Raw genomic sequence first — 25597 nt, 5'->3', positions numbered from 1 at the left:
TTATTTTTATGATGTAAAACCTAAAACTCTTAATCGAATATACTTCTCTACTTCCAATAAAAAAAACATTACAAAACCGACACAAAGAATTAACAAAATTTCTGATAATAAAAGAGATTTTGTGGTAAAAATATTTTGGAAAAATGGTGTATAAGTTACAATAATTTGAGCACAAACCACTATTGTAACAGCAGTCCATACTACAGGACAGTCCACAATTTCTCTGATACTTTTGATAAGTGTATTCATATTTCTGACATAAAATAAATAAAAGATCTCCATAAAAATAAGTGTATTAAAAGCCAGTGTTTGCGCATATTCAATTTGTGCACCACTACTGATTGAATATGTATAAATTCCAAATACAGCTATTAAAAATAAAATAGTGACATAAACTATCTGCCATATTACTGTTCTATTCAAAATTGCTTCATCTATTGCTCGTGGTTTTCTTTTCATAATGTTTTGATCCTCTTTTTCAAATGCCAATGCAACTCCCAATGTTACCACTGTTATCATATTTGCCCATAATATTTGAATAGGTGTAATAGGCATTGCCATCCCCAAGAGTATTGCCATAATGATTACAGATGCTTCAGAAACACTCGTAGGTAGTGTCCAGCCGATAACCTTTTTAATATTGTCATATACTTTTCTACCCTCTCGTACTGCATGAACGATTGAAGCAAAATTATCATCCATCAAAACAAATTCGCTTGATTCCTTCGCTGCTTCTGTACCCTTTTTCCCCATTGCAATACCTACATTGGACCTTTTTAATGCAGGAGTATCATTAACGCCGTCACCAGTCATTGCTACAATTTTATTATTTGCCTGCAAAGCTTTAACTAAACGTAGTTTATGTTCTGGTGTCGTACGTGCAAAAATATTTGTCGTTAGAACTGCTTTTTGCAACTCTTCATCACTTAGATGTTCAATATCTTTTCCACTCATTACAATCTCAGAATTTCTAAGACCTATTGCTTTGCCTATAGCTGAAGCGGTTACCGTATGATCACCCGTAATCATTTTCACTTCTATAGATGCACTATAACACTCTTTAATTGCATCAACAGCTTCAACTCTCGGTGGATCTATAATCCCTATAAAACCTACTAGGATAAGCCCGTTTTCGAGATCATTAAAACTTAAAGAAGTTTTTTCTGCAGGTACATTTTTATACGCAATTGCAATAATCCTTTGCCCTTGTGTTGCTATATCTTTTGCTTTTTGTTCCCAAAATGTTTTGTTTAAAATCTCTATATTGTTTGCATCGATATATTGATAATGACACATAGACAAAATAATCTCTGCAGCACCTTTAATAATACTCAAAGATTCATCTTCATGAGAATGATTGAGAGTTGCCATAAACTTGTGTTTGGAGTCGAAAGGGATAAAATCACTTCTGAGATACTTAGTACGGATCTCACTCGTATCTAAACCCACTTTATGAGAAAATGCTACTAATGCGCCTTCTGTAGGACTTCCATCAATACTCCATTGACCATTCTCATTGTATAAATTAGCATCACTGCAAAGTGCAGAACATTTTGCCATCATCTTTATAAAATCGTCTTGATTAAAATCTACTTCTTTTCCTGCTGACGTATAGATAGCACCTGTAGGATCATACCCTGTACCCTTTACAACATACTGCATTATTGTACTTTGAATCGTTTCTACCATCATCTTGTTTTGTGTCAGTGTTCCTGTCTTATCGGAACATATAACTGAAACTGAGCCTAAAGTCTCTATAGCAGGCAAATGTCTAACAATAGCATTTCTTTTCACCATAGCTTGAACACCCACAGCCAAAGTTATCGTAACTACGGCAGGTAATCCTTCAGGAATAGCAGCAACAAACAAACTGACTACAGCAATAAAGATCTCATTAAACGGCATATTTTGCAAGTAATGACCTATCAACAAAATTGCAACTGAAAAAAGAAGAATGATATACGTTAGCAATTTTGCAAATCTATCCATTTGTTCAACTAATGGTGTTGTCAGTGTTTGTACACTACTTAACATTCTGTTGATACGCCCTAACTCTGTTTTTTTAGCAGTTTCTACAACCACTCCTAAGCCTATCCCACTTGCAATTGTAGTCCCTGCAAACACCATAGAACTTCGATCGGCGATAGTTACATTTTCACCGACACTCTCAGGAGTTTTTTCAACAGTATCAGACTCTCCTGTCAAAATCGCTTCTTCGGCACTCAGGCCATGCGCTTTTATGATTCGGATATCGGCTAAAACTCTATCTCCAGCTTCTAGCTGTATGATATCACCAACGACAAGTTCTTCACTATCGCATTTTTGTTTTTGCCCGTCACGAAAAACGACGGCAGTATATGCAAGCATTTTACGTATTGATTCAAGAGCGTTCTGAGCTCCATGCTCTTGTATAAATCCTATGATCGCATTGATGAGTACAACACTTATGATAACAATAGAATCTGTTGTATGACCGAGAAAGAAAGTAAGTATTGCAGCAAAAATCAGTACGTAGATTAAAACATTGTGAAATTGCAGAATAAAACGCATCAATGCACTTTGTTTTTTTTCTTCTTGAAGTTTATTCAGTCCATGAAGCTGCAGGCGGGATTGCGCTTCTATACTACTCAAACCTTTTTCATTACTTTCTATGCTTGCATATACCGCATTGATGTCCATACTATGCCATTGATTCTTCTTATGCATAAGGATCTCCAAAATTTTAACACTAGCTAAAATCTAACTTACTTTCTCTTAGTAAATTATTAAAATATATAATATGAAAAAAGAAACGCAGAGGATTAGGCTATTGTCTCTTTAGAGATTAAAGAGGCGATAACTATTCCAAATGCGAGTGCAGGCAGGTAATAGGCAAGGTTTAATAGTTCATTGTTTTTAAGAGCGATAAAACCTAAAATTAAAAATATATACGGTACAAGTCTAAAAAGAGAAAAACCACCCTTTGTACCATACTTCATAGAGTTGAGGCTAAAAGTTTTGATCTTCGCTTTTTCCTCTTTTACAATCGTTTTAAGATCTAGCTCTTCAATAGGGGCTTCATTAATTGGCTCATCATCATAAAGTTCATACTTGTCATCGATCTCATCAAGTAGATCACGTTTCTCTTCATATTTACCTGATTCAAGATCTTTATTGACCATATTTCTATACGCAAACGATGAACCCAGAATGATCAAGAAAGAGCTAAAAAAAGCCACTTCTATGTTTAAAAATGCCTCTTTAGAGATCAAGAAAGCTAAAAGGATTAGCCCCTGAGAGATCAAAACAAGACTAATAGTTTTTCTCACCATAGTCCTCATCATCGTCATCTTTGTCAAAATGAGGCTTCATACGCTCACTTCTCTCTTTTGCCAACTCTTCAAACTCTTTGTACTGTTTAGAGTATGCTTTGTAAACATTCAGTATTGCCGCAGCTACACCGATAAATACACCGATAAACATAGTCCAGCCTGCACCAGTCCAGCGTTGTAATAACCAGCCGATACCGACACCCATAAGTACGGCAACTACGATCGAGATCCCTAAAGAAAGGTGATCTGCCGCTTCAATTAACGGTTTAAAACGAGGTTGTTCCTCTTGATTTTGTTTATCCATTTGTAATCTCTTTTAGTACTTTTTCACTAGCTTTTATAGTGTCTTCGATCATTTGATCCGTAATCGCTGTTGATATAAAGCCTGTCTCATACAGTGAACAAGCAAAGTAATACCCTTCTTTTAACATCCCTGCATGGAACGCAGCAAAAAGTTCAGCATCTGTTTTAGTAGCATCATTGAAGTTTTTAACAGGGTTTTCATTAAAGAAAAAACCAAACATACTTCCGCGTGTATCAATCTGCATTGGCACACCACACTCATCAGCTGCTGCTTTCATACCTTCTACAAGTCTTTTTGCTCTAGTGTTGAGAACATCTATTACTCTGCCGTTTTGTTTTAACTTTGAAAGCGCTGCGTATCCTGCTGCCATAGCAACAGGGTTACCGCTTAATGTCCCCGCTTGATAAACTGGACCTTCCGGGCTTAGTTTTGCCATAATCTCAGCTCTTGCACCGAATGCTCCAACAGGCATACCGCCGCCGATCACTTTTCCAAGTGTAACGATGTCAGGTTTTACGCCCGTAATCGACTCTGCACCGTTTAGTGTAGCTCTGAAACCTGACATAACTTCATCGAAGATTAGCAATGTACCGTTTGCATCACACAATTCACGAAGTTCATGTAAGAACTCTTTATCAGCTGGAACTAGTCCCATGTTTCCGGCAATTGGTTCAATGATAACACAAGCAATGTTATTTGAATCTGCAAAACATTTTTTTACGCTTTCAATGTTGTTGTACTCGGCTAAAAGCGTGTGTTTTGTAAAGTCAGCCGGAACACCAGGTGAACTTGGAGATCCAAAAGTTGCAGCACCGCTTCCAGCTTCAACTAAAAGTGAATCACTATGCCCGTGATAACAACCAGTAAACTTTACAATATCATCTCTATTTGTAAAACCGCGTGCTAGACGGATTGCACTCATAACAGCTTCGGTTCCGCTGCTTACAAATCTTACTTTATCGATTGAATCAAACAAACCAACAACAAGTTTTGCAAGTTCCGTCTCTGCTTGAGTCGGCGCTCCAAAACTCAGACCGTGTTTTACTGCCTCAATTACTGCCGCTTCTATGCTCTCATCTCTGTGACCGAAAATTAACGGTCCCCAGCTTTGCACATAATCAACATACTTGTTTCCATCTACATCTTTTAAATACGCACCCTCACCTTCTGTGATAAATATTGGTGTCCCTCCAACACTTTTAAACGCACGAACCGGAGAATTTACACCACCCGGTATAAGTTCCTGTGCTTCTTCAAATGCTTTTTTAGATGTTTCTGTACCCATTTACAATTGCCTTTTATAAATATTTTTGCTTATTATATCGAAGTTGTATTAATATTGATTTGCTATAATCGTGCCAAAATTAATAACCATGGAACTTTTTTGAATAGATCGACTTTTGCACTCTTTGTTGCCATTCTTATTCACTTACTCATATTTTTATTCTTATGGATTGCAGTACACTACGTTCCTGACGTAAAAAAGACACAGTCAAAAGAGGAAAGAAAGATCAAAATTTCTTTGAAAGAACTTCCTAAAAAACATAAAGAATCAGGACTTACAAAACAAAAAACTCCCGAACCAAAAATGGCTCCCCCTATGCCTAAAGGCTCACAGCTAAAAGAGATAGTTAAACAGCCTCCTGTAAAATATGAACCGAAGCAGCCCCCAAAACCAACAAAACTGAATAAACCTAAAAAGGTGGAAGAAAAAGTCAAGAAAAAAGAACCTAAAATTGAACCTTTACCACCTAAAAAACCATATATTCCTCTTTTTACAAAACAAGAAGATCTCAATAAGACAGAAGAGATTGTAAAAGAAAAACCAAAAGATGCTCTTTCATGGATGTATGAAGACAAATCAAAATATGAGAAAAAACAGAAACAAAAAAGCTATTCAGACGGTGGAAACATCTCTCAAGACATTAAAGAACTTTACGGTGAGGAATTCGGTAAACTCTCTCCTGGACAGCAAAAATATATCTTAGACAACCAAGAGATTATGAGACGTATAACACAACAAGTCCTTAACCGTGTTGCTCGTGTAAACATCCCTCGAGATCTAAACGTAAACCGTTACAATGTTGTACAGTTTTATCTCCATCCAAATGGTGATATAAGTGATTTTAAATTTTTATCTAAGAGCGGTTATTACATCCTTGATGATACGACAAAAGAAACTATTGAGTATGCTTACAGCAAGTACCCTCGTCCCAAAGAAAAAACACTTATTCGCTACAATGTATACTATCATCTAGCAAATTATTAAAAGATTGAAATACCCGTCTTTGTTGTAAAGAGTTCCAGTGCTTTTGTACCTACAAGTGAATTGCCTTGAGCATTCAAACCTGGGGACCATACAGCAATACCCATTATATTAGGCAGTACGGCTACAATACCTCCTCCAACACCACTTTTTCCAGGAAGTCCTACATGAAAAGCAAAATCGCCTGAAGCATCGTAATGCCCACAAGTAAGCATTACGGCATTCACCCTTTTAGCTTGTTGCGGCGTAATGTAAGTTTTACCGTTAATCGGATCTTTTCCATAATTAGACAAAAACAACATAGCACGCGAAAGCATTGCTGTATTCATTTCAATAGCACAGTGCTTAAAGTATGTTTTGACAACCTCTTCAACACAGTTGTCAAAGTTATTAAAACTTTTCATCAGATTTGCTAAGGCCATATTTCTAAATCCGTGCTCCATCTCTGAAGCAGCCACCCTTTCACTAAAGCCAATACTCTCATCATCTGCAATTGATCGGATAAATCTGAGTACCTCTGAAATTGTTATTTCACAGCTGCCATAGTGACTCACAAGAGCATCTGTAACATTCACGGCACCTGCGTTTATAAAAGGATTACGTGGCTTGCCATGTTCATATTCAAGTTGTACTAACGAATTAAAAGGATTACCTGAAGGTTCAACTCCAATACGATCATACATATGTGTACCGTAAGCCTTCAAAGATAATATAAATGTAAAAACTTTGGAGATACTTTGTATGGAAAAAAGTGTTTGAGAATCCCCGACATGGTACTGAGTTCCGTCAGAAAGTGTTATTGATAAGGCAAAATGTTCCGGACTAACTTCTGAGAGTGCTGGAATATAATCAGCCACTTTACCTTTATGTAGTAGTGGTTTAATCTCTTCGGCTATCTCTTCCAATATTTTTTGATAATCCATCATTTACTCCTCAGCCAGCTTTGAATATTTTATAAAGAGATCTTGTGCATGTTGTTCTGCAGCATTTAGAAACTCTTCTGCCGTCGTGGCATCTGCTTGATGTACCATGGAAAAGCGTGTCTCATTATACATATACTCTTTTACAGGAATTTTCGGCCCTTTATAATCCAAATGCATAGGATTTTTTCCCTCTTTTATAAGTTCCGGATTATATCTGAACATTGGCCACAGTCCGCAATCTACTGCCAATTTTTGCTGATCCATTCCAAATTTTAGATCGTATCCATGGGCTATACAGTGAGAATATGCAATGATAATAGAAACACCTTCATAGGCTTCTGCTTCAGTGAATGCTTTTAAAGTTTGAGAATAATTTGCACCCATCGCTACACGACTTACATATACATTTTCATATGACATGGCCATCAGTGCCAAATCTTTTGCATTTGAAGGTTTTCCACTGGCTGCAAACTTAGCAACCGCACCCTCAGGTGTTGCTTTTGATTGTTGTCCACCCGTATTTGAGTACACTTGCGTATCAAGAACTAAAATATTGACATTTTTTCCACTTGCTAAAACATGGTCAAGACCACCGTAACCAATATCGTACGCCCAACCGTCACCACCTATAATCCATACTGATTTTTTCACTAGATAATCAGCAAGACTTAACAGATCACAAGCATTATCATCTTCCGCTTCAAGTACTTTCAGTATATTTTTGAGTTCTTGGACACGTGCACGTTGAGCAAAAATCTCCTCTTCGGTGCTCTGCTGTGCATTTAAAATTTCATCACTCAAGTCCTCACCCACTTTTTGACGAAGCTCCTGCAATAGCTCTTTTGCTTGAACTTCATGTTTGTCTATTGTCAAACGAAAACCAAGTCCGAATTCCGCATTGTCTTCAAAGAGTGAGTTTGACCATGCAGGACCAAGCCCGTCTTTATTTTTTGCCCAAGGGGTTGTAGGAAGGTTTCCTCCGTAGATCGAAGAACATCCAGTAGCATTGGCAACAATCATACGATCACCGAAAAGCTGAGTTGCTAGTTTAATGTACGGTGTTTCTCCACATCCCGGACATGCACCTGAAAACTCAAATAAAGGCTGTAAAAACTGACTCTCCTTTACTTTGGCATGATTAAGTTTATTGCGATCAAACTCTGGTAAATTTAAAAAGTATTCCCAGTTAATTTCCTCTTGAACTTTATCAATCTGATCCATCGGTGTCATATTAATCGCTTTTAGACCCTCTTGCTCTTTATTCTCCCCTATACATACTTCTGTACATAAAGAACATCCCGTACAGTCTTCAGCCGAAACCTGTAGTGTAAAGCTTCCATTTTCAAGATAACTTTTCCCCTTGGTTTTTACTGCTTTAAAACTTTCAGGTAAATCAATTAGGTCTGAATCATCCACCAATTTTGCCCTGATAACGGCGTGAGGGCATACAAGCACACATTCATTACATTGGACACAACTTGAAGGGTCCCATACAGGAATCTCCAGGGCGATATCCCGTTTTTCAAACTGTGTCGTAGAACTTGGCCATGTACCGTCAGCCGGAATCATACTTACAGGAAGGGCATCCCCTTCCCCTTCAATAATTTTTGAAGTCACATCAGCTACAAACTTGCTTATTTTGCCTTTTACAGGTGAATTAAATTCCCGTTTTCCAGTGGCTTCTTTTGGCAGTTGAACTTCAAATAGATGTGAAAGTGCATGATCAACCGCTTTAAAATTCAACTCAACCAACTCTTTACTTTTCTTACCGTAACTTTTCTCTATATATTTTTTAATCTGCTTGATTGCTTCATCAGGCTCAAGAACTCCAGAGATTGCAAAAAAGCAGGTTTGCATAACAGTATTAATCCGTCTGTTCATCCCGCTTTCTCTGGCTACTTTGTACCCATCAACTATATAGAATTTTATATTTTTCTCAATCATCTCCTGCTGAATTGAACGTGGAAGATGAGCCCATACATGCTCTTTGTCAAAAGGGGTATTTAGTAAAAAGACAGCACCCTCTTTTGCATGTTGCAAAATATCAAATTTCTCCATAAATACACTTTGATGACATGCTACAAAGTCTGCTTTGTCAATTAAATAGGTAGAGCGTATTGGATAGGGACCAAAACGAAGATGGGAAGTTGTCATAGAACCAGATTTTTTTGAATCATATACAAAATACCCTTGAGCATAATTAGAAGTTTGCGTACCTATAATTTTAATCGAGTTTTTATTTGCCCCGACAGTACCATCAGAACCAAGTCCGAAAAATATAGCTTCAAATGTATCATTTTTAGGGAGTGTAAAACTTGGATCATATTCAAGTGATGTATGTGTCACATCATCATAAATCCCTACCGTAAAATGGATCTTCGGTTTCTCTTTTTTAAGTTCATCGAATACTGCTTTTATCATAGCAGGAGTAAACTCTTTAGATGAAAGCCCATAGCGTCCACCTATTACAAAAGGTGTATCAAAAGCTAAACTACCCTCTTCTTTTGCCTCATTAAGTGCACTTACCACATCAAGATAAAGTGGTTCACCGACAGAACCAGCTTCTTTTGTACGATCTAGTACCGCAATTGATTTAAGAGTTTTTGGTAAAGCCGACAAAAAATGCTCTATTGAAAAAGGTCTGTAAAGGTGCACTTTAAGTATCCCTACTTTCTCACCGAGCTGATTGAGATACTCAACTGTTTCATGGACAGCTTCGGCACCTGAGCCCATCAAAATAATTATACGTTCAGCATCTTTAGCACCGATATAATCAAAAAGCTGGTATTCACGCCCTGTTAGTTTGGCAAACTCTTCCATACACTCCTGTACAATCTGCGGAGTAACTGCATAATAACTATTGACACTCTCTCTTCCTTGAAAATAAACATCCGGATTTTGTGAAGTACCGCGAATGAATGGATGATCAGGGCTAAGACCTCTTTCTCTATGAGATTGAATCAGCTTTGCATCCAGCATAGAATGAATTGTTTCATCTTCAAGTAGTTCTATCTTGTCTACTTCATGGGAAGTTCTAAAACCGTCAAAAAAATGTAAAAAAGGGATACGGGATTTCAATGTTGCAGCTTGAGAGATCAAAGTCATGTCATGAGCTTCCTGCACAGAGTTTGAACACAGCATTGCAAAGCCGGTTTGTCGTACACTCATAACATCACTATGATCGCCGAAAATAGAAAGTGCTTGAGCTGCAATAGAACGTGCAGCTATATGAAAAACAGTAGGAGTAAGTTCTCCTGCAATTTTATACATATTTGGCATCATAAGAAGTAAACCTTGAGAAGCAGTAAACGTGGTAGTAAGTGCTCCGCTTTGCAGCGCACCGTGAACTGCACCGCTTGCCCCTCCTTCACTTTGCATCTCTATAACATCAGGAACAGTTCCTAGAATATTTTTCTCTTGATGAGAGGCATAAAGATCACACAACTCACCCATTACAGATGCCGGAGTAATAGGATAAATAGCAATTACTTCATTAATTTTGTAAGCAATGCGTGCTACGGCCTCGTTTGCATCTATGGTATCATTGTGATGTTTCATAAAAACTCCTTAGAGTTTTATTTTGAAGTAAAATTCCTTAAAGTATACAAAAATTCATCTTTATTGTTATATCCTGCTATCATTTTCACGCTTTTCAGTGTTTTATAGTCTATAAAATGTGTGATAGGGGTAAATGAAATATCAAACTCTTTTGGAAAGCCACCTTTTTCTTTATTGATGATGACAGGAATATAATTTTTCATAATCATTTCGTGAACATCTTTTTTACGAAGAACATTCTCCTCAAACTTTCTACACCAAGGACAATAATTTGCTACTAATACAAGTAAAATAGGTTTTTTGAATTTTTGTGCTTTTTTTACCGCTTGATCGTAGTTTGTCTCATAACCAAGCGTAAAAAAATCATCATTTTCAAGATTTACTTTTACAATCTTTTTGTTCTCTTCCGTATACTGTTCGCTAAACCTGTCTAAAAGCACCATCAAGCCGTCTTCTAATTTATCGGCTACATCATCTATATTTTGTACTTGAATCTTTTCAACACTTTCATAGGTCATAGCAAATGTTTTTTCTTTTGAATCGATACGTAAAACCTGTTCTCCAATCACTAGTTTCATCGTAATAAAAAGTGTATTTTCAATATGTGTGCTGTTTACAAGAAGTGCCAACGCTCTTTGATCATATCCTTTATGTGCAATGCCCAGTTCATCAATAACAGTGAGCATCTCCTCTTTTGCCGTATCTTTAAACTCTTTTGGTATCTCTTGTCCAGATACTTCTACGATCGGATACACCTTTTGTACACCGCTCAGTGTATACATAGTACTAGCTGTTAGTGTTACCGCCAGACTTAACATTAAAAACAGTTTTTTCATTCTATACCTTCTAATAATTTTAATGCACCTTTGTAGATAGGCTCATCTATAAAACCGTATTCTTCATCTACAAAACCGCTGATACCCTCTTCTTGATGCATCTCAAAGAGTTTTACGATCACTTTTGCTCGTTTAATCTCCTCTTCTTTATCTACAAACACCTCGTTCGCAAGCTCTACCTGTTTTGGTGATATACACCCTTTTGCATCATATCCCATAGATTTTTCGAGCTCAATCCATTTTGTAAAAGTATCGAGATCTCTAAACTCCTGAAAGACAAAACTTACAGGTTTTACTCTTATAGATTTACAAGTGATTAAAAAATGGCTGAGCATATATTGCATCGTCGGATTTTCAAGCTGGATTAATCCTTGAGAAAGCCCCATATCTGCAAAAAGATCTAAAATTCCCATATAAAAAGTATTGACACGTTTATTAACCGACAATTCTGCCAAATTATTCCATGCTTCAGCAGTTTCAATAGAGAGATGTATCTCTATCTCATCCTGAACCAAAGCATGAACAGCACGTACCTCTTCAGCAGTTTTGATTTTTGGTATACGAATCGCATCAGGCATAAACTGGTTGAGGTATGTGATCTCATCATACCCGCCTTCATCCAAAGCATTGACACGTACTACAAGTTTTTTATCACACTTTTGCAGACGTGAAAGAAAGATTGCACATAAAGCAAGTGCAAAAGGTTTTTCCTCTTTGCTAACGCCGTCTTCAAGGTTTAACATAATACAATCTGCTTCAAGAGATTCTATTTTGGAAAGATGTTTAATGTTGTTACAAGAGAGCATCAAAGCCGAACGAAATTTTTTCGTTTTGTTAAGTTCTCTATATTTTGGTACAGCTAAACGATCTAAAGCTTCTAAATCTCTGGCTTCATAGCTCTTTATTATTTCATCTATCATCTTCTATATATTCCTAAGTGTTTTAGTATTACTTCATTTCTTATTATATCTAACGACGATAATCTTCATTGTTATTAAAGACACAATAGGAAAAATGTAAAGTACTACTTAACGTTTTTAATTATATGACAAAATAGTTAATGATTTATAAGTAAAGTTAGTTTTTTTTCTCACTTTTTTTATCGTTTCTGTGTAGATATCTGTATAGTGCCTGTACTTCACTATCTGTTAAAAAGTATCTCGGCATCCCACGTTTTCTTTTACTCAGTTCATTTGCAAATTTTTCAAAGGAGATATTATTGATTTGAGGTCCTATAAATTCTTTTTCTTTCCCCTTGTGGATATATTTTGCAATCAATAACCCTTCACCGTTTTCTCCGTGGCATTTTTGACATCCTATCCCTCTCGGGTTTTTATAAAGTGATGATGCATATTCCATCGGAGTAATAAACGTACTCTCGCAAAATAAAGAATTTGCGAGGATTAAAAAGAGTATATATTTCATTATTAGCCTAATATTATTTTAAAAAGGTATAATAACAAAAAATTTATTTATGGGGTTTAAATGCAGTTATTAGATGGTAAAGCTCTCTCAAAAAAAATAGAACAAAAAGTTAGTGATGAAGTAAAAGAATTAAAATCTACATGTGGATGTACACCAGGACTGGCTGTTGTACTAGTTGGTCAAGACCCGGCAAGTGCTGCTTATGTCAACATGAAGAAAAAAGCATGTGACAGAGTTGGTTTTTACTCTATTACTCATGAAATGCCTGAAACTATTTCTCAAGAAGCGATTGAAAAAACTATCATTGGATTAAATAACGATTCAAATGTAGATGGAATCTTAATTCAGCTTCCACTTCCAAGCCATATAGACACTACTAAACTTCTAGAACTAGTTGATCCGGCAAAAGATGTAGACGGTTTCCATCCATATAACGTTGGCCGCCTTGTAACAAACCTTGATGGTTTTGTACCATGTACGCCACTTGGTGTTATGGAACTTTTAAAAGAGTACAACATAGATGTTAAAGGTAAAAACTGTTGTGTAGTTGGAGCTTCAAACATTGTTGGAAAACCAATGGCTGCTCTGCTTTTAAATGCAGATGCTACAGTTGAAATTTGTCATATATTTACAGACGATCTTAAAAAACACACACTTAATGCAGATATCGTTTTATGCGGTGTTGGTGTAATTAACCTTATTACGGAAGATATGGTAAAAGACGATGTAATTATCGTCGATATCGGTGTAAGTAGAACAAAAGAGGGAAAACTTGTCGGTGATGTTGACTTTGAAAATGTAAGCAAAAAAAGCTCTTACATCACTCCAAGTCCTGGTGGTGTTGGACCGATGACAATTGCAATGCTTCTAAGCAATACCCTAAAAGCAGCAAAAATTAATGCTCAAAAATTAGCTGAAGCAAAATAATATGAAAAACTTCCTATTAAAAGCATATAAATTTTCTAACTCATGGACTGGAACTATCATCATAGTTCTGTTTGTAATCTTCTTTATAGCTCAAGCATTTAGAATCCCAAGCGGGAGTATGAAAGACTCTCTTTTAATCGGTGACCATCTATTTGGGAAAAAGTTTGCATACGGTATCCCAATGCCACATATCCCGTTTTTAGAAGTTTCTATTATGCCTTGGAGCAATGATCTAAAACTGATTGACGGTGACAAACCTAAACGTGGAGACATTGTTATCTTCCGTCCTCCAAAAGATGTAAAAACTCACTTTGTTAAACGTTGTGTAGCCCTCCCTGGCGATCAACTTTTTGTAGAGAACAAAGATCTTTATTTACATCCACATGAAGGTGATGAGTGGATCAAAGAAAACTATAAAGGGCATAAAATAGTTGAATTTGAAGGTAAATTATGGGTAGTTAATCCATATATGAAAGAGCATAAAGGTATTCATCATGATGATAAAATGGCTTATGACTCTTTTACTATAGTAGATCTTAACGGTCATATTAAAAGATCTATCCAAGCAGGTGAACTTAGTTCTGTTAAACCTAAGCCTGATGAGAGAATTGCTCCTACTCGTCTTTTAATCCCACCTGTTTTTAATACACCGATGATTACGGTTGAAGAAGGTCGTTATTTTATGATGGGCGATAATCGTGATCACTCAAACGACAGCCGTTTCTGGGGTTCTGTACCGTATGAAAACATTGAAGGTACACCTTGGTTCATATACTTCTCTATTGATGACAATTGGGAAATTAGATGGGATAGAATAGGTAAAACACCAACTGATCTAGAACAGTCTCCTTATATTGACAGAGCTATTAAAGAAAGAGAAGAACAAGACAAAGATTATTATGGAATTACTTGATTTTTTAAAAATTGGTGCAGCTGTATTAGCACTTGCCATTGCAATTATCGGTCATGAAATTATGCACGGTTGGGTTGCCTATATGTATGGAGACACAACTGCAAAAAATGCCGGTCGTTTAACAATCAATCCAATTTCACACATTGATCTTGTCGGGACTATTTTAGTACCTATGATGATGTACTTTCTGCCAATACTTCTTGGCGGCGACAGTGGATTTTTATTTGGCTGGGCAAAACCGGTTCCAATCAACACACTTACTGTAGTTAATCGCGGTGGTTATAATGCTGCTATGCAAGTTGATCTTGCTGGAATTGTATATAATTTCACATTAGCAGCTTTAGCGGCAATAGCTCTAACAGCAATGCATGCACCGACAACAGCTGATGGTCTAGAATATATTTTTATATATCTGCTTGCTATGCAGTTACTTATCATCAATGTGGTATTAGGAGTATTTAATCTACTTCCTATCCCACAATTTGACGGTGCACACTTTTTAGCACACCTTGCTTTAAAGTTTAGAAAAATTGAGATTGCAGAATTCTTCTATAAAAATGAGAGATATGGCATAATTATAATACTTATTATTTTGATGACGCCACTGCATCAATATCTTATCTTATGGCCGGTACAAACTATTATCGGTTTATTATTATCTTAAAAAAGGGAAAGAAAGTATGAAATTTTACATAGCAACAGACCATGCAGGAATTGATCTGAAAAACTGGACAGTTGAATTTTTAAAAGAGAAAGGTCATGAAGTTATTGACCTTGGACCGTTCTCAAAAGACAGAGTTGATTATCCTGACTATGCACACAAAGTTGCGACTAGCGTTTTAGAAGATGAAGGAAGCCAAGGGATCTTAATCTGCGGCAGCGGTATCGGTATGAGTATGGCTGCAAACCGTCATGCGGGAATCCGTGCTGCACTTTGTCACGATGCATACACTGCAATGGTGGCACGCGGTCATAACGATGCAAACATACTTTGTTTCGGAGAGAGAATCGTAGGTCTTGGCGTTGCAGAGTCTATCATTAACTCTTGGTTGGAAAGTGGTTTTGACGGTGGCAGACACTGTGGACGTGTTGAAAAAATAGAACTGTAAGGAATATATATGTTTTGGGAATGGTCACTTCTAACTATCCTCTCTCTTGTTTCGATATATCTTTTTGTAAAGATGTTTTACTTTAAAAGTATTACAAACAAAGAGCAACGTAGTAACGATCTTATGAAACTCACGCTTCAAGAAGCAGAGATACTTATAAGAAAATATCAGATTCAACTGCAACGTGCACTTGGAAATGTTGATATCTTAACGGAAGAGTTATCGAAACTGAGAAACGAGCTAAAAGTGCTCAAACAAAGAAACTCAAAACATAGACAAGAAGTTGATAGACTTAACAATAAAATTAAAGCCCTAGAGGGTCGTATAGACGCGTTACTGTAAGGATGGAAAAATGATTACTTTAAGTCAGACAGAGAAAAAAATCATTCAAAGTGCAATTAGAGATATTAAGGATTTTCCACAACCTGGAATTGTTTTTAAAGATATCACTACCCTTTTGAACAATAAAGAAGCTTATGGTGTGTTAATGAATCACCTTTACCAAAGATACAAATCGCTTCATCTTGACTATATAGCTGGAATAGACGCTCGTGGTTTTATCTTTGGTGCAGCTTTAGCACAAATGCTTGGTATTGGTTTCGTTCCTATCAGAAAAAAAGGAAAACTTCCTTATACGACTATCTCTCAAAAATACTCTCTTGAATACGGTGTTGATGAGATCGAAGTGCATATTGATGCCTTTGGAAAAGAAAAAGGTGCAAAAGTACTTGTAATTGATGATCTAATCGCAACAGGCGGTACAGCAAGTGCTGCTGCAACGCTTGTAAATCAAACAGGTGCAGAGTGTGTCGAATGTTGTTTTATTATAGGTCTAAGCTTTTTAGACGGAATAAAAAATTTAAAAGAAATTACAAACGTTTACAGCGTTATAGAGGTTAATTAATGTATATACCAACTGCTTCAAAATACGATCCAGATGAAAATGGCCACTTCGGTATCTTTGGTGGACGCTATGTTCCTGAAACACTTATGCCGGCACTTTTAAAACTTCGTGATGAATATGAAGAGATTCGTTTTAATAAAGATTTTTGGTCGGAGGTTGATTACTATTTAAAAGATTATGTAGGACGTCCTTCTCCACTATATTTTGCAGAAAACATCTCTAATGAACTTGGTGCAAAAGTTTATTTTAAACGTGAGGACCTAAACCACACAGGTGCACATAAAGTAAATAATGTTATTGCCCAAGGACTTATGGCAAAACGTTTAGGGTATAAAAAAGTTATTGCAGAAACAGGTGCTGGGCAACATGGTGTTGCAACAGCTACAATCGCAGCATTACTTGGACTAGAATGTGAAATTTTTATGGGTGCAAAAGATGTTGCACGTCAAGAGTTAAACGTATTCCGTATGAAACTACTCGGCGCTAAAGTAAATGCTGTTGAGAGTGGAAGCCGTACATTAAAAGATGCAATGAATGATGCTATTCGTCACTGGGTAACAAATGCACGTGATACATTCTATATCATCGGAACTGTAGCAGGTCCTCATCCTTATCCACTTATGGTACGTGACTTTCAGGCAATTATCGGTTGGGAAGCAAGAGCACAGATTTTAGAAAAAGAAAACCGTCTTCCTGATCACGTTATTGCATGTATAGGCGGGGGAAGCAATGCGATTGGAACGTTCCAACACTTTTTAGAAGATGAAGGTGTACAATGTATCGGTATTGAAGCCGGTGGACTTGGTATTGATGATAAAAATGGATGTTCTTTGAAAAAAGGCCGTCCGGGTGTCCTTCATGGTCAAATGAGTTATCTTCTCCAAGATGAAGATGGACAGATTCTAGAAGCACATTCTATCTCTGCAGGACTTGATTATCCTGGTATCGGTCCTGAACACGCTTTTCATAATGATAATAATAGTGTAAAATATGATTATATTACTGATGAGGAAGCACTTGATGCATTTGTATGGCTTTCTCGTAAAGAGGGAATTATCCCGGCTTTTGAATCATCTCATGCAGTAGCTTACTTAAAGAAACTGCCAGATATCAAAGATAAACTTATCATCGTTAACCTTTCAGGTCGTGGTGATAAAGATATGATCCAGGCAAAAGATATACTTAATTTTGACTAGGATCCAAAAATAGGATAACCAATATGTTAGAAAATTTCTTACATACGCCTTGGATTGAACTTGTTCTTGTCATTATTGCGGGGTTTTTAATTGGTCTTGAGATCAAAACCCATAGAAGAGGTAATGAAGCACAAAAAGAGATAGGCAGTGTAAGAACTTTTACCTTTATAGCCCTCATAGGATATATCTTTGCCAAAACAGACATGTTTTTATACATGGTTGGTTATTTGGCCATCGTAGTTCACTTTTCCATTTTTTACTATTTCAGACTCAAAGACAAATACAGCAGTATCAGTATTTTTCTCCTTTTTACTCTTGTTTACAGCTTTGGTATTGTAGTCGTCAAGTACAGCATATGGTTTTTACTCATCATTTTTGTTGTCGTCGTGTTTATCTACAATCTCAATAGACGCTTAGAACACTTTTATACAATTTTTGATGCCAATGAGGTAGAAACCTTTGCTAAACTGCTTTTGGTAAGCGGTGTAATCTTACCGTTATTGCCACATGAACAAATTGCAGACTTTATTCCAATTTCGTATTTCAAAATATGGCTGGCTGTCGTAATAGTATCTTTATTTTCATATGTCGGTTATATACTTAAAAAATATCTCTTTCATGAAAAAGGCTATCTTTTAACTGGTATATTAGGGGGTATCTACTCCAGTACTGCAACAACAGTAGTTTTGGCAAAAAAAGCATCTGATAATTCTACGCCATATCTTTTTACATCAGCCATTGTAATAGCGACGACTTTGATGTATTTTAGACTTATAGGTATAGCCTTTGCATTTAATGTAAATATTGCTTATAAACTTATCCTGCCCTACTCTTTACTCGTACTGCTGAGTATCATTATCGTTGCTGTTTTATACCATCGTTCAAGAAATGACAAAAGTAAAATAGTAGAAGAAAACGGAGATAAAAACCCCCTAGAGTTAAGTACAGCCTTTTTCTTTGCTATACTTTTCTTACTAATGGTTACGGTAACTCACTTTGTTCTTAATACTTATGGAGAAATGGGATTAAATATGTTATCGTTTATCGTTGGTTTTACCGACACTGATCCTTTTGTTTTATCTATATTGTCTTCAAAATTCGACATCAGTATTGACAGTGCGGCGACAGCAATTTTAATTGCATCTGGAAGTAACAATATTCTAAAAGCATTTTCTGCATATATATTTGCTAAAAATAAAACAGGAATTATGAGTGCATCTATACTTATTTTATTAGGTGCTTTAACTATTATTTCAGGATTTATAATATAAAAATCTATCTATAAAAGGAAAAAAATGAAAATTGAATTAGTAACACAAATCAAATCAGATGTACATGTAGAGTTCATGACAAAAAAAGATGTTGCAAAACATCAATTTAAAAAGATACTCAATAAAGCAAACTTTGAAGCTGCTCAAGACAGCGTATGTTTTTTATATGATCAAGATCTCTTACTTGTGGGTACAGAAGATCAAAGTCCTGAAAACATCAGAACTGCTACTGCAAGTGCTATCAAAACACTTAAAGCATCCAATGTAAAATCTGCATCGTTTAATGTAGAAAAAGAGTGTATGAAAGCTATTGTTGAAGGTCTTATTTTGGGTGGTTATGAATTTAACAGATATAAATCTGAACCTAAAAAAACGGCTTTAAAAAGAGTGGACCTTGTGTGTAAGGATATAAAAGCTCTTATGAAAGATTTTGAAGAAGCGGTAATTATTGCAGAAGCGACATGTTTTACACGTGATATCGTTAACACTATTCCTGAAGATATCCATCCTGAAACATTGGCAGAATTAGCTCGTAACCTTGCAAAAGAAAATACTCTGGAATGTACTATCTTAGGGGAAAAAGCACTTAAAAAAGAAAAATGTGGAGCTATGCTGGCAGTTGGTCGTGCATCTCGCCACGAATCTCAACTTATCCACCTTGCTTATAAACCGAAGAAAAAAGCTAAAAAAGTTATAACACTTGTAGGAAAAGGTTTAACGTATGACTCTGGTGGGCTTAGTCTTAAACCGGGTACTTCCATGGTAACTATGAAAATGGATAAAGCCGGAGCTTGTGCAGTTCTTGGTATTATCAAGGCAATCAGTGAGTTGAAACTTGATGTTGAAGTACATGCTTTTGTAGGCGCAGTTGAAAATATGATCGGCGGTGATGCTTATAAACCTGACGATGTACTGGTAAGTAGAAGCGGAAAAACAATTGAAGTAAGAAATACTGATGCTGAAGGACGTTTAGTACTTGTAGATGTTTTAGATTATGCTCAAGAGAAAGTAAAAGCTGACTATATCTTTGACTTTGCGACACTTACAGGTGCTTGTATGGTAGCTCTTGGACAATATACTACAGGTGTTATGGGTAATTCACATGAATTAAAACACAAGCTATATGAAGCTGCTAACAATTCTGGAGAATTGATCGGAACTCTTCCGTTTAACAAACACCTGAAAAAACAGCTAAAAAGTGAGATTGCAGATATCTGTAATATCTCTAATAAACCTTACGGTGGTGCTATTACGGCTGGATTATTCCTAGATAACTTCATTAAAGAGGAAAACAAAGAGAAATGGCTGCATTTTGACATTGCGGGAAGTGCATATACAGAATCGCCATGGGATGTACATACTTACGGCGGAACAGGTGCCGGTGTAAGAATGATGAGTGAGTTTATAAAATCACTCTAATATAGCAGATGGAAGTACTAAACTTCCATCTCACTCGCTAAAGTTTTTGCATGTTGCAGAGCCCTTGGGAAAGTCTTGTGCATATTCCCCTCTCCAATAATACTTACAATTTTATTTTTATCCAGATCACTAAATACTTCATCATTCGTTCCGGAAGTTAAAATCGTCGTACCATTTTCTCTTAAAAGCGATAATGTCTCTTTAAAATTATGTAATGCCGTTGCATCAATAAAATTAACGTAACGCATACGAAGGATCAAAATATCACAAGCCACACCACTCTCTTGAATCTGTTGGGCATACTGTTTTGCCGAAGCAAAAAATAGAGGACCTCCAATTTCATATACGGCAATACAAGATGGTAAACTGGCATAATTATCTATATCATCCGGGTCATCACTCTGAACAAATTTTTTACCGTCTACATTAGCCATACGTTTCATAAATAAAAGTGCAGCCAGAACAATACCTATCTGAATTGCAACAGTAAGGTCAACAATAACCGTTAATAAAAACGTTGTTAAAAGAATAATATAGTCATATGGTGAACCTCTTAAAATAGAGAAGAATGATTTGTACTCACTCATATTAAACGACACTACAATTAGTATCCCAGCTAAGACTGCCATAGGGATTAATTTTGCGTAATCTATAAAAAACAGCATAATAAACAATAGAACAATAGCATGTGTCATCCCTGCTATTGGTGTACGTCCACCATTTTTTACATTTGTTGCCGTTCTAGCAATTGCACCTGTTGCAGCAATTCCTCCAAAAAAAGGTGTAACTATGTTTGCAACACCTTGTGCAATAAGCTCTGTATTTGATCTGTGTTTACATCCTATCATACCATCAGCCACAACAGCAGATAAAAGTGATTCTACCCCACCTAAGAGGGCTATAACAAAAGCAGGCACAATATATGTCGTTAAATTACTCCATTCAAAATGTGGTAATGAGATCTGAATATCTCCATTGATATTTCCAAAAAATGTTTCAATTGTTGTAACAGGAAACTCAAACACACTTACTACTACTGTAAGTACAATGATTGCAATAAATGCGCCCGGAATTTTAGTTGTAATATGCTTTGAATATATAGTAATCAGTATTGTTACAATTGTTATAGCAAGAGCGTAGATATTTAAAGTATCTAAGTTTTGAAAATACGCAGCCCATTTAGAAAAAAAGTCAGACGGTAAATTTTCTATGTTTAAACCAAGTGCATCTTTAATTTGTGTAGAGAAAATCACAACAGCGATTCCACTTGTAAAACCTACTATCAAAGGTTGAGGGAAATAGCGTAATAAACTGCCAAACCGTAAAACACCAAAAAGAATAAGGATAATTCCCGCCATAATTGTCGAGATCAAAAGCCCATCATACCCGTATTCTTGAACTATTGCATAAAGTATAACAATAAATGCACCGGTAGGACCACCAATCTGAACTCTGCTCCCGCCTAAAAACGAGATCAAGAATCCTGCTACAACTGCGGTAATGATACCTTTTTCCGGTGAAACTCCTGAAGCTACAGCAAAAGCAATGGCAAGCGGTAGAGCTACAATTCCTACAATGACACCTGCCATCATATCTGCAAAAATCTGTTCTTTGGGGATGCCTTGTTTTAAAAGCGTAAAGAATTTTGGAGCAAATAGATTTGCCACTATATAATTCTCCTAATAAAAGATAGAGCGAATTATATAGTAAAAATTATTAAAAGTTATTATTTTTCAATTTCTCTTTGCAAGTGAGATTCAACCGATTTTATTTTAGTTGTAAGTCTGTTTTTGTCACTGTGTCTAATATCAAACTTCAAAGAGCTATATACTCTTTCACAATCTTTTACTTGTTCATATGCAAGTTCAATAACATCTAAAGCTTCTCTCATCGTTTCAGTCTCTACAATAGTACCCATTGGTGTGAGTTTATAAGTCACTCCACTCTTGTCAATTGCATCAATAATCTTTGCTACTTGTTTTGAAACCGATGCACCTTCACGGCAATTATCACTTGTTGGAAACATTGCAAATTCCAGAAGTACACTCATATATTATTCCTTCAAATTTTTTGTGCCACTATAACACAGATAGATTAAAATATTTTTCAAAAAATAAATTAAATCCCAAGAGGACAATAGGTATGTTGTTCCCTTAATAATTTTACAAAAGAATCTGCATCCAAAGCTTTTGAACAGTAAAAACCTTGAAAAAAGTCACATCGCTGCTCTAGTAAAAACATATATTGTCCATGAGTCTCTACACCTTCTGCAACAACTTTTAAATCAAACCTTTTTGCTATATTTAGAATAGTTTCAACCAACTCTTTATCTTCTGGATCTTCTTCTATGTCTTTTATAAACTCTCTGTCAATTTTCAGCGTAGAAAATGGTAACTGTTTCAAATAAGAGAGTGATGAATACCCTGTTCCAAAATCATCAATAGATAATCTTATTCCAAGATTTCGAAGTTCATACATCTTTTCTTTTGCCTGTTCAAAATCATTTATAACAAGTGATTCAACAAGCTCTACTTCTACATCTTCAGGTTTTATATTACTTTTTTTCATCGCTTCTTTAAGGTTTTCAATAAAATCTGCGCAATTAAACTGTCGTATACTCACGTTAATAGCAATTTTTTCTAAAGTGGTCTCATTAGCAAACTGTTTTTTCCATACTACAAACTCTTCAAAAGCTTTTTGCATTACAAAATTTCCTATCTGTATAATTAACATACTCTCTTCTGCTATGGATATATATTCTTCCGGAGACACATCAGCAAACTCTTTTGAGTTCCAACGAAGCAGAGCTTCTGCACCGATGACTTTTCCACTTATTACCTCTACTATAGGTTGATAATATACTTGTAATTCCCCGTTATGCAGACTATTTTTTAAACCGTTTTCAAGATCGAGTCTTCTTTTGATCCAACTATCCATCTGTTTTTCATAAAAACGACTTACCCCTCTTCCATCTTTTTTCGCTTGGTACATAGCTAAATCTGCATGTTTTAAAATATCCTCAGCAGTTTCATCTACAGAGTTAACCAATGATATACCTATACTTGTAGAGATATTAAATTGATGCCCGTCAATCATTATAGTTGCTTCAAGAGCATCATATATTTTTTTAGCAACTAGTTCAGCTTTTCTTGCCGCCATTTTTCGATCTAAAGATAGGTCAGGCAATAAGATTACAAACTCGTCGCCTCCTAAACGGGCTACAATATCTTGTGTACGAATTATCCTTTCTAATACTTGTGCAACTTTAATGAGTAGCTTATCACCAATATCATGTCCTAGTGAGTCATTAATGTGTTTAAAATGGTCTAAGTCTAAAAATAATACGGCAAAAATAATATTATGTCGTTGATAACGGAGCACTTCATGTTTTATTTGTTCATGCAGCATTAAACGATTTGGAATATCAGTTAATATGTCATATTTTGCCTGCCTTTCTATTTTCTGTTGAGCTTCCATCTTCTCTGTCACATTATTGACAATACCAATCCCTCCCATCACTTTTCCTTCAGCGTTACGCATAGGAGAAGTTTGCAAGTTTATATAAATGTCTTTTTTCAAAGAATTTAATATAAACTTTCCATCATATAAGCCATTCCTGTTTTCAAGAACAGTTTGAAGTGCTGGTAAAATTCTGCGATCAAGAATATTATGTAAATCCAAACCTATTAATTTATCTCTTGGTATTTTGAAAAAATCTATAAGTTTCTGATTGACTTCTCTAATTATTAAATGCTCATCATAAAAGAAAAACCCTACAGGTGCACCTTTAAAAATAACTTCAAAACGTTCTTCAGAAACACTAAATTTTTCTTTCTCTTCTTCATACAATTGATTCATTTTAAAAAATTCTTGGTAATTTGTATAAAACTTGTTGCCAATTCCTATTAAAAGCCCCGTATATAAACTAAGTAATATTCCCATTGCTGTATATAGTTGTGTGTTTTGTAAAAAAAGTACAATAATTAGCGGACCTAAAAACATAATCAGATAAATTCGTATAGCCCTTGGAAATGATGAGAATGAACTCATAGCCCCTGCACTTAAAGCTGTATACAAAATTATAATTGCTGCTTGAACCATGTAATTTTGATTGGGAAAGAATAAAACAGGAGGAATACTCCATATAATATTTGAGATAATCAGTGTATTGAAAAACTTTTTTCTCCACTTTTGCCGTGAATAGCGCATTGGATTGGTTTGATAACTCTTTGCCATTAAGTATCTGTATAAAGAGATTGTAAAAACAAATTCAATCCAAATTCCAAGCTGAATACTGTTTACATACGGATACAAAATAAATGCTAAAACAATAGCATTCATAAAAGTAAAGAGTGATGAACTTTTTAGTTGCTTATATGCAATGTCGACAAGCTGTGTATAAAAAACCTCTTTTTCATCCATCATATTTTCTTCCTCTAAAAATCACTTTATGACTTTTTTTAAAAATTTCAATAATTCTACTTTTGCCTTCTCTATTTCAGTTGTATAATATCCCTGAAAAAACTTATAATCTTTCTTTGTAAACTTTTTCTTCTTACTTTTGATTAGTTTTAATCGAGTTACATTGTCTTGTAAGTTGCCAAACAAATCCTGCATTACTTTAAATTCATCCAGTTTTTCTAAAAAGTCTGTACTATGTGTGAAATGTTGATAATAAAATTCTGATGCATAACGTAGCAGTTTCAGTTCTTTTCGTAACTCATGCAACTCTTCAAAATCACCCTCTTTATCTATTGCAGCATATTCATCTAAAAACTTTTTATATAAAATTTGTAGTACTCTAAAGGCACTCTCATTCTCTATATCATTTACAGCATACATTTGTGTATTCACTAATGTACGAAGTTTAGAAAAACTTTTTTTATGCTCTTTACTGCGAAGAAGTGCATTTAAGAGTTTTTTTCTTTTTAAATAAAACGTATTGTATAAGGTGATTTTTGCTTCTTGGTCACAAGAAAGTTGTTGAATTTGAATTAAAAAAAGATCCAGATCTCGAATTATGGATGTTGGATGTAAAAGTTTTTTCAAAAACTTCTGCATCTTTTTTTTCTGCTTTTGCTCATATAGGTATCCATAGGCATATAAATATGCCTCCATTTTACGAATAGCTATACGATACTTATGTAAAACTTCGCTGTCACTTTCAAGACTTAGCTTGTTATAGAGTTTTGCAAGTACTAGGAGATTTTTTTGAAAGCCATCTTCGATTTTCAT

23 protein-coding genes are annotated in these 25597 nt (G+C 35.5%); 10 read left to right on the top strand and 13 right to left on the bottom strand.

Annotated features, from left to right (window positions below; genetic code table 11):
• Nucleotides 1-6: 6 nt before the first annotated feature.
• The 4 genes from P6N22_RS02170 to hemL all read right to left on the bottom strand — a co-directional run bounded on the left by P6N22_RS02170 (nt 7) and on the right by hemL (nt 4900).
• Nucleotides 7-2706 carry an HAD-IC family P-type ATPase gene (locus P6N22_RS02170; protein ID WP_280329750.1) on the bottom strand — a complete coding sequence of 900 codons (2700 nt, stop codon included), beginning with the start codon at nt 2704-2706 and terminating at the stop codon, nt 7-9.
• Nucleotides 2707-2801: 95 nt separating this feature from the next.
• The gene (locus P6N22_RS02165) at nt 2802-3311 is read right to left on the bottom strand and encodes a hypothetical protein (protein WP_280329749.1); all 510 of its coding nucleotides are present in this window, start codon (nt 3309-3311) and stop codon (nt 2802-2804) included.
• Nucleotides 3292-3615: an AtpZ/AtpI family protein gene (locus tag P6N22_RS02160; protein WP_280329747.1), complete on the bottom strand. Its 324-nt coding sequence runs from the start codon at nt 3613-3615 to the stop codon at nt 3292-3294. Before P6N22_RS02160 ends, P6N22_RS02165 begins: the two co-directional genes overlap by 20 nt.
• Entirely contained in the window at nt 3608-4900 is a 1293-nt protein-coding gene (gene hemL / locus P6N22_RS02155; protein WP_280329745.1) for a glutamate-1-semialdehyde 2,1-aminomutase, read from the bottom strand. The genes P6N22_RS02160 and hemL overlap by 8 nt, the downstream gene beginning before the upstream one ends.
• Nucleotides 4901-4999: 99 nt before the next feature.
• Here hemL and P6N22_RS02150 point away from each other — a divergent pair, with 99 nt between their 5' ends.
• On the top strand, nt 5000-5884 hold the full coding sequence (locus tag P6N22_RS02150) for an energy transducer TonB (protein WP_280329744.1): 885 nt from the start codon (nt 5000-5002) through the stop codon (nt 5882-5884).
• Here the strand turns inward: P6N22_RS02150 and P6N22_RS02145 are convergent.
• The 5 genes from P6N22_RS02145 to P6N22_RS02125 form a co-directional block, all read right to left on the bottom strand.
• Entirely contained in the window at nt 5881-6804 is a 924-nt protein-coding gene (locus tag P6N22_RS02145) for a glutaminase (RefSeq protein WP_280329743.1), read from the bottom strand. The genes P6N22_RS02150 and P6N22_RS02145 overlap by 4 nt on opposite strands.
• A 3-nt stretch (nt 6805-6807) precedes the next feature.
• Nucleotides 6808-10362, bottom strand: a complete 3555-nt coding sequence (gene nifJ, locus P6N22_RS02140; protein ID WP_280329741.1) for a pyruvate:ferredoxin (flavodoxin) oxidoreductase — start codon at nt 10360-10362, stop codon at nt 6808-6810.
• Nucleotides 10363-10379: 17 nt separating this feature from the next.
• Nucleotides 10380-11198: a thioredoxin family protein gene (locus tag P6N22_RS02135; RefSeq protein WP_280329739.1), complete on the bottom strand. Its 819-nt coding sequence runs from the start codon at nt 11196-11198 to the stop codon at nt 10380-10382.
• The gene (locus P6N22_RS02130) at nt 11195-12118 is read right to left on the bottom strand and encodes an aldolase/citrate lyase family protein (protein WP_280329737.1); all 924 of its coding nucleotides are present in this window, start codon (nt 12116-12118) and stop codon (nt 11195-11197) included. Before P6N22_RS02130 ends, P6N22_RS02135 begins: the two co-directional genes overlap by 4 nt.
• A gap of 157 nt (nt 12119-12275) precedes the next feature.
• Nucleotides 12276-12623, bottom strand: a complete 348-nt coding sequence (locus tag P6N22_RS02125) for a c-type cytochrome (protein WP_280329736.1) — start codon at nt 12621-12623, stop codon at nt 12276-12278.
• A 60-nt stretch (nt 12624-12683) separates the two neighbouring features.
• On the opposite strand from P6N22_RS02125, the gene folD reads away from it, so the two are divergent.
• The 9 genes from folD to P6N22_RS02080 are packed head-to-tail and all read left to right on the top strand — an operon-like array spanning nt 12684 to nt 20362.
• Nucleotides 12684-13550, top strand: coding sequence for a bifunctional methylenetetrahydrofolate dehydrogenase/methenyltetrahydrofolate cyclohydrolase FolD (folD, locus tag P6N22_RS02120; protein ID WP_280329734.1), 867 nt, complete (start codon nt 12684-12686; stop codon nt 13548-13550).
• A gap of 1 nt (nt 13551) precedes the next feature.
• Entirely contained in the window at nt 13552-14463 is a 912-nt protein-coding gene (gene lepB / locus P6N22_RS02115) for a signal peptidase I (protein WP_280329733.1), read from the top strand.
• Nucleotides 14450-15127: a site-2 protease family protein gene (locus tag P6N22_RS02110; protein ID WP_280329732.1), complete on the top strand. Its 678-nt coding sequence runs from the start codon at nt 14450-14452 to the stop codon at nt 15125-15127. Before lepB ends, P6N22_RS02110 begins: the two co-directional genes overlap by 14 nt.
• A 16-nt stretch (nt 15128-15143) precedes the next feature.
• Nucleotides 15144-15572, top strand: coding sequence for a ribose 5-phosphate isomerase B (rpiB, locus tag P6N22_RS02105; RefSeq protein ID WP_280329730.1), 429 nt, complete (start codon nt 15144-15146; stop codon nt 15570-15572).
• Nucleotides 15573-15581: 9 nt separating this feature from the next.
• Nucleotides 15582-15914 carry a hypothetical protein gene (locus tag P6N22_RS02100; RefSeq protein ID WP_280329728.1) on the top strand — a complete coding sequence of 111 codons (333 nt, stop codon included), beginning with the start codon at nt 15582-15584 and terminating at the stop codon, nt 15912-15914.
• 13 nt (nt 15915-15927) lie between these two features.
• Nucleotides 15928-16476, top strand: a complete 549-nt coding sequence (locus tag P6N22_RS02095) for an adenine phosphoribosyltransferase (protein WP_280330469.1) — start codon at nt 15928-15930, stop codon at nt 16474-16476.
• Nucleotides 16476-17672: a tryptophan synthase subunit beta gene (trpB, locus tag P6N22_RS02090; protein WP_280329727.1), complete on the top strand. Its 1197-nt coding sequence runs from the start codon at nt 16476-16478 to the stop codon at nt 17670-17672. Before P6N22_RS02095 ends, trpB begins: the two co-directional genes overlap by 1 nt.
• Before the next feature lie 23 nt (nt 17673-17695).
• Nucleotides 17696-18943 (top strand): DUF4010 domain-containing protein, encoded by a 1248-nt coding sequence (locus P6N22_RS02085; RefSeq protein WP_280329725.1) that lies wholly within the window; start codon nt 17696-17698, stop codon nt 18941-18943.
• Between the two features lie 24 nt (nt 18944-18967).
• Nucleotides 18968-20362, top strand: coding sequence for a leucyl aminopeptidase (locus P6N22_RS02080; protein ID WP_280329723.1), 1395 nt, complete (start codon nt 18968-18970; stop codon nt 20360-20362).
• Between the two features lie 17 nt (nt 20363-20379).
• Here P6N22_RS02080 and P6N22_RS02075 read toward each other — a convergent pair whose 3' ends face one another.
• The 4 genes from P6N22_RS02075 to P6N22_RS02060 all read right to left on the bottom strand — a co-directional run bounded on the left by P6N22_RS02075 (nt 20380) and on the right by P6N22_RS02060 (nt 25597).
• A complete protein-coding gene (locus P6N22_RS02075) occupies nt 20380-22029 on the bottom strand; it encodes a SulP family inorganic anion transporter (protein ID WP_280329721.1) in 1650 nt (549 codons plus the stop codon).
• A gap of 59 nt (nt 22030-22088) precedes the next feature.
• Complete coding sequence (locus P6N22_RS02070; RefSeq protein ID WP_280329719.1) at nt 22089-22412, bottom strand: MTH1187 family thiamine-binding protein; 324 nt, start codon at nt 22410-22412, stop codon at nt 22089-22091.
• A 68-nt stretch (nt 22413-22480) separates the two neighbouring features.
• Complete coding sequence (locus P6N22_RS02065; protein ID WP_280329717.1) at nt 22481-24787, bottom strand: EAL domain-containing protein; 2307 nt, start codon at nt 24785-24787, stop codon at nt 22481-22483.
• 18 nt (nt 24788-24805) lie between these two features.
• Nucleotides 24806-25597 carry a CHAD domain-containing protein gene (locus P6N22_RS02060; RefSeq protein ID WP_280329716.1) on the bottom strand — a complete coding sequence of 264 codons (792 nt, stop codon included), beginning with the start codon at nt 25595-25597 and terminating at the stop codon, nt 24806-24808.

This window comes from Sulfurimonas sp. C5 (assembly GCF_029872055.1).
GTDB lineage: Bacteria > Campylobacterota > Campylobacteria > Campylobacterales > Sulfurimonadaceae > Sulfurimonas.
This window is presented reverse-complemented; position numbering and strand designations above follow the sequence as displayed.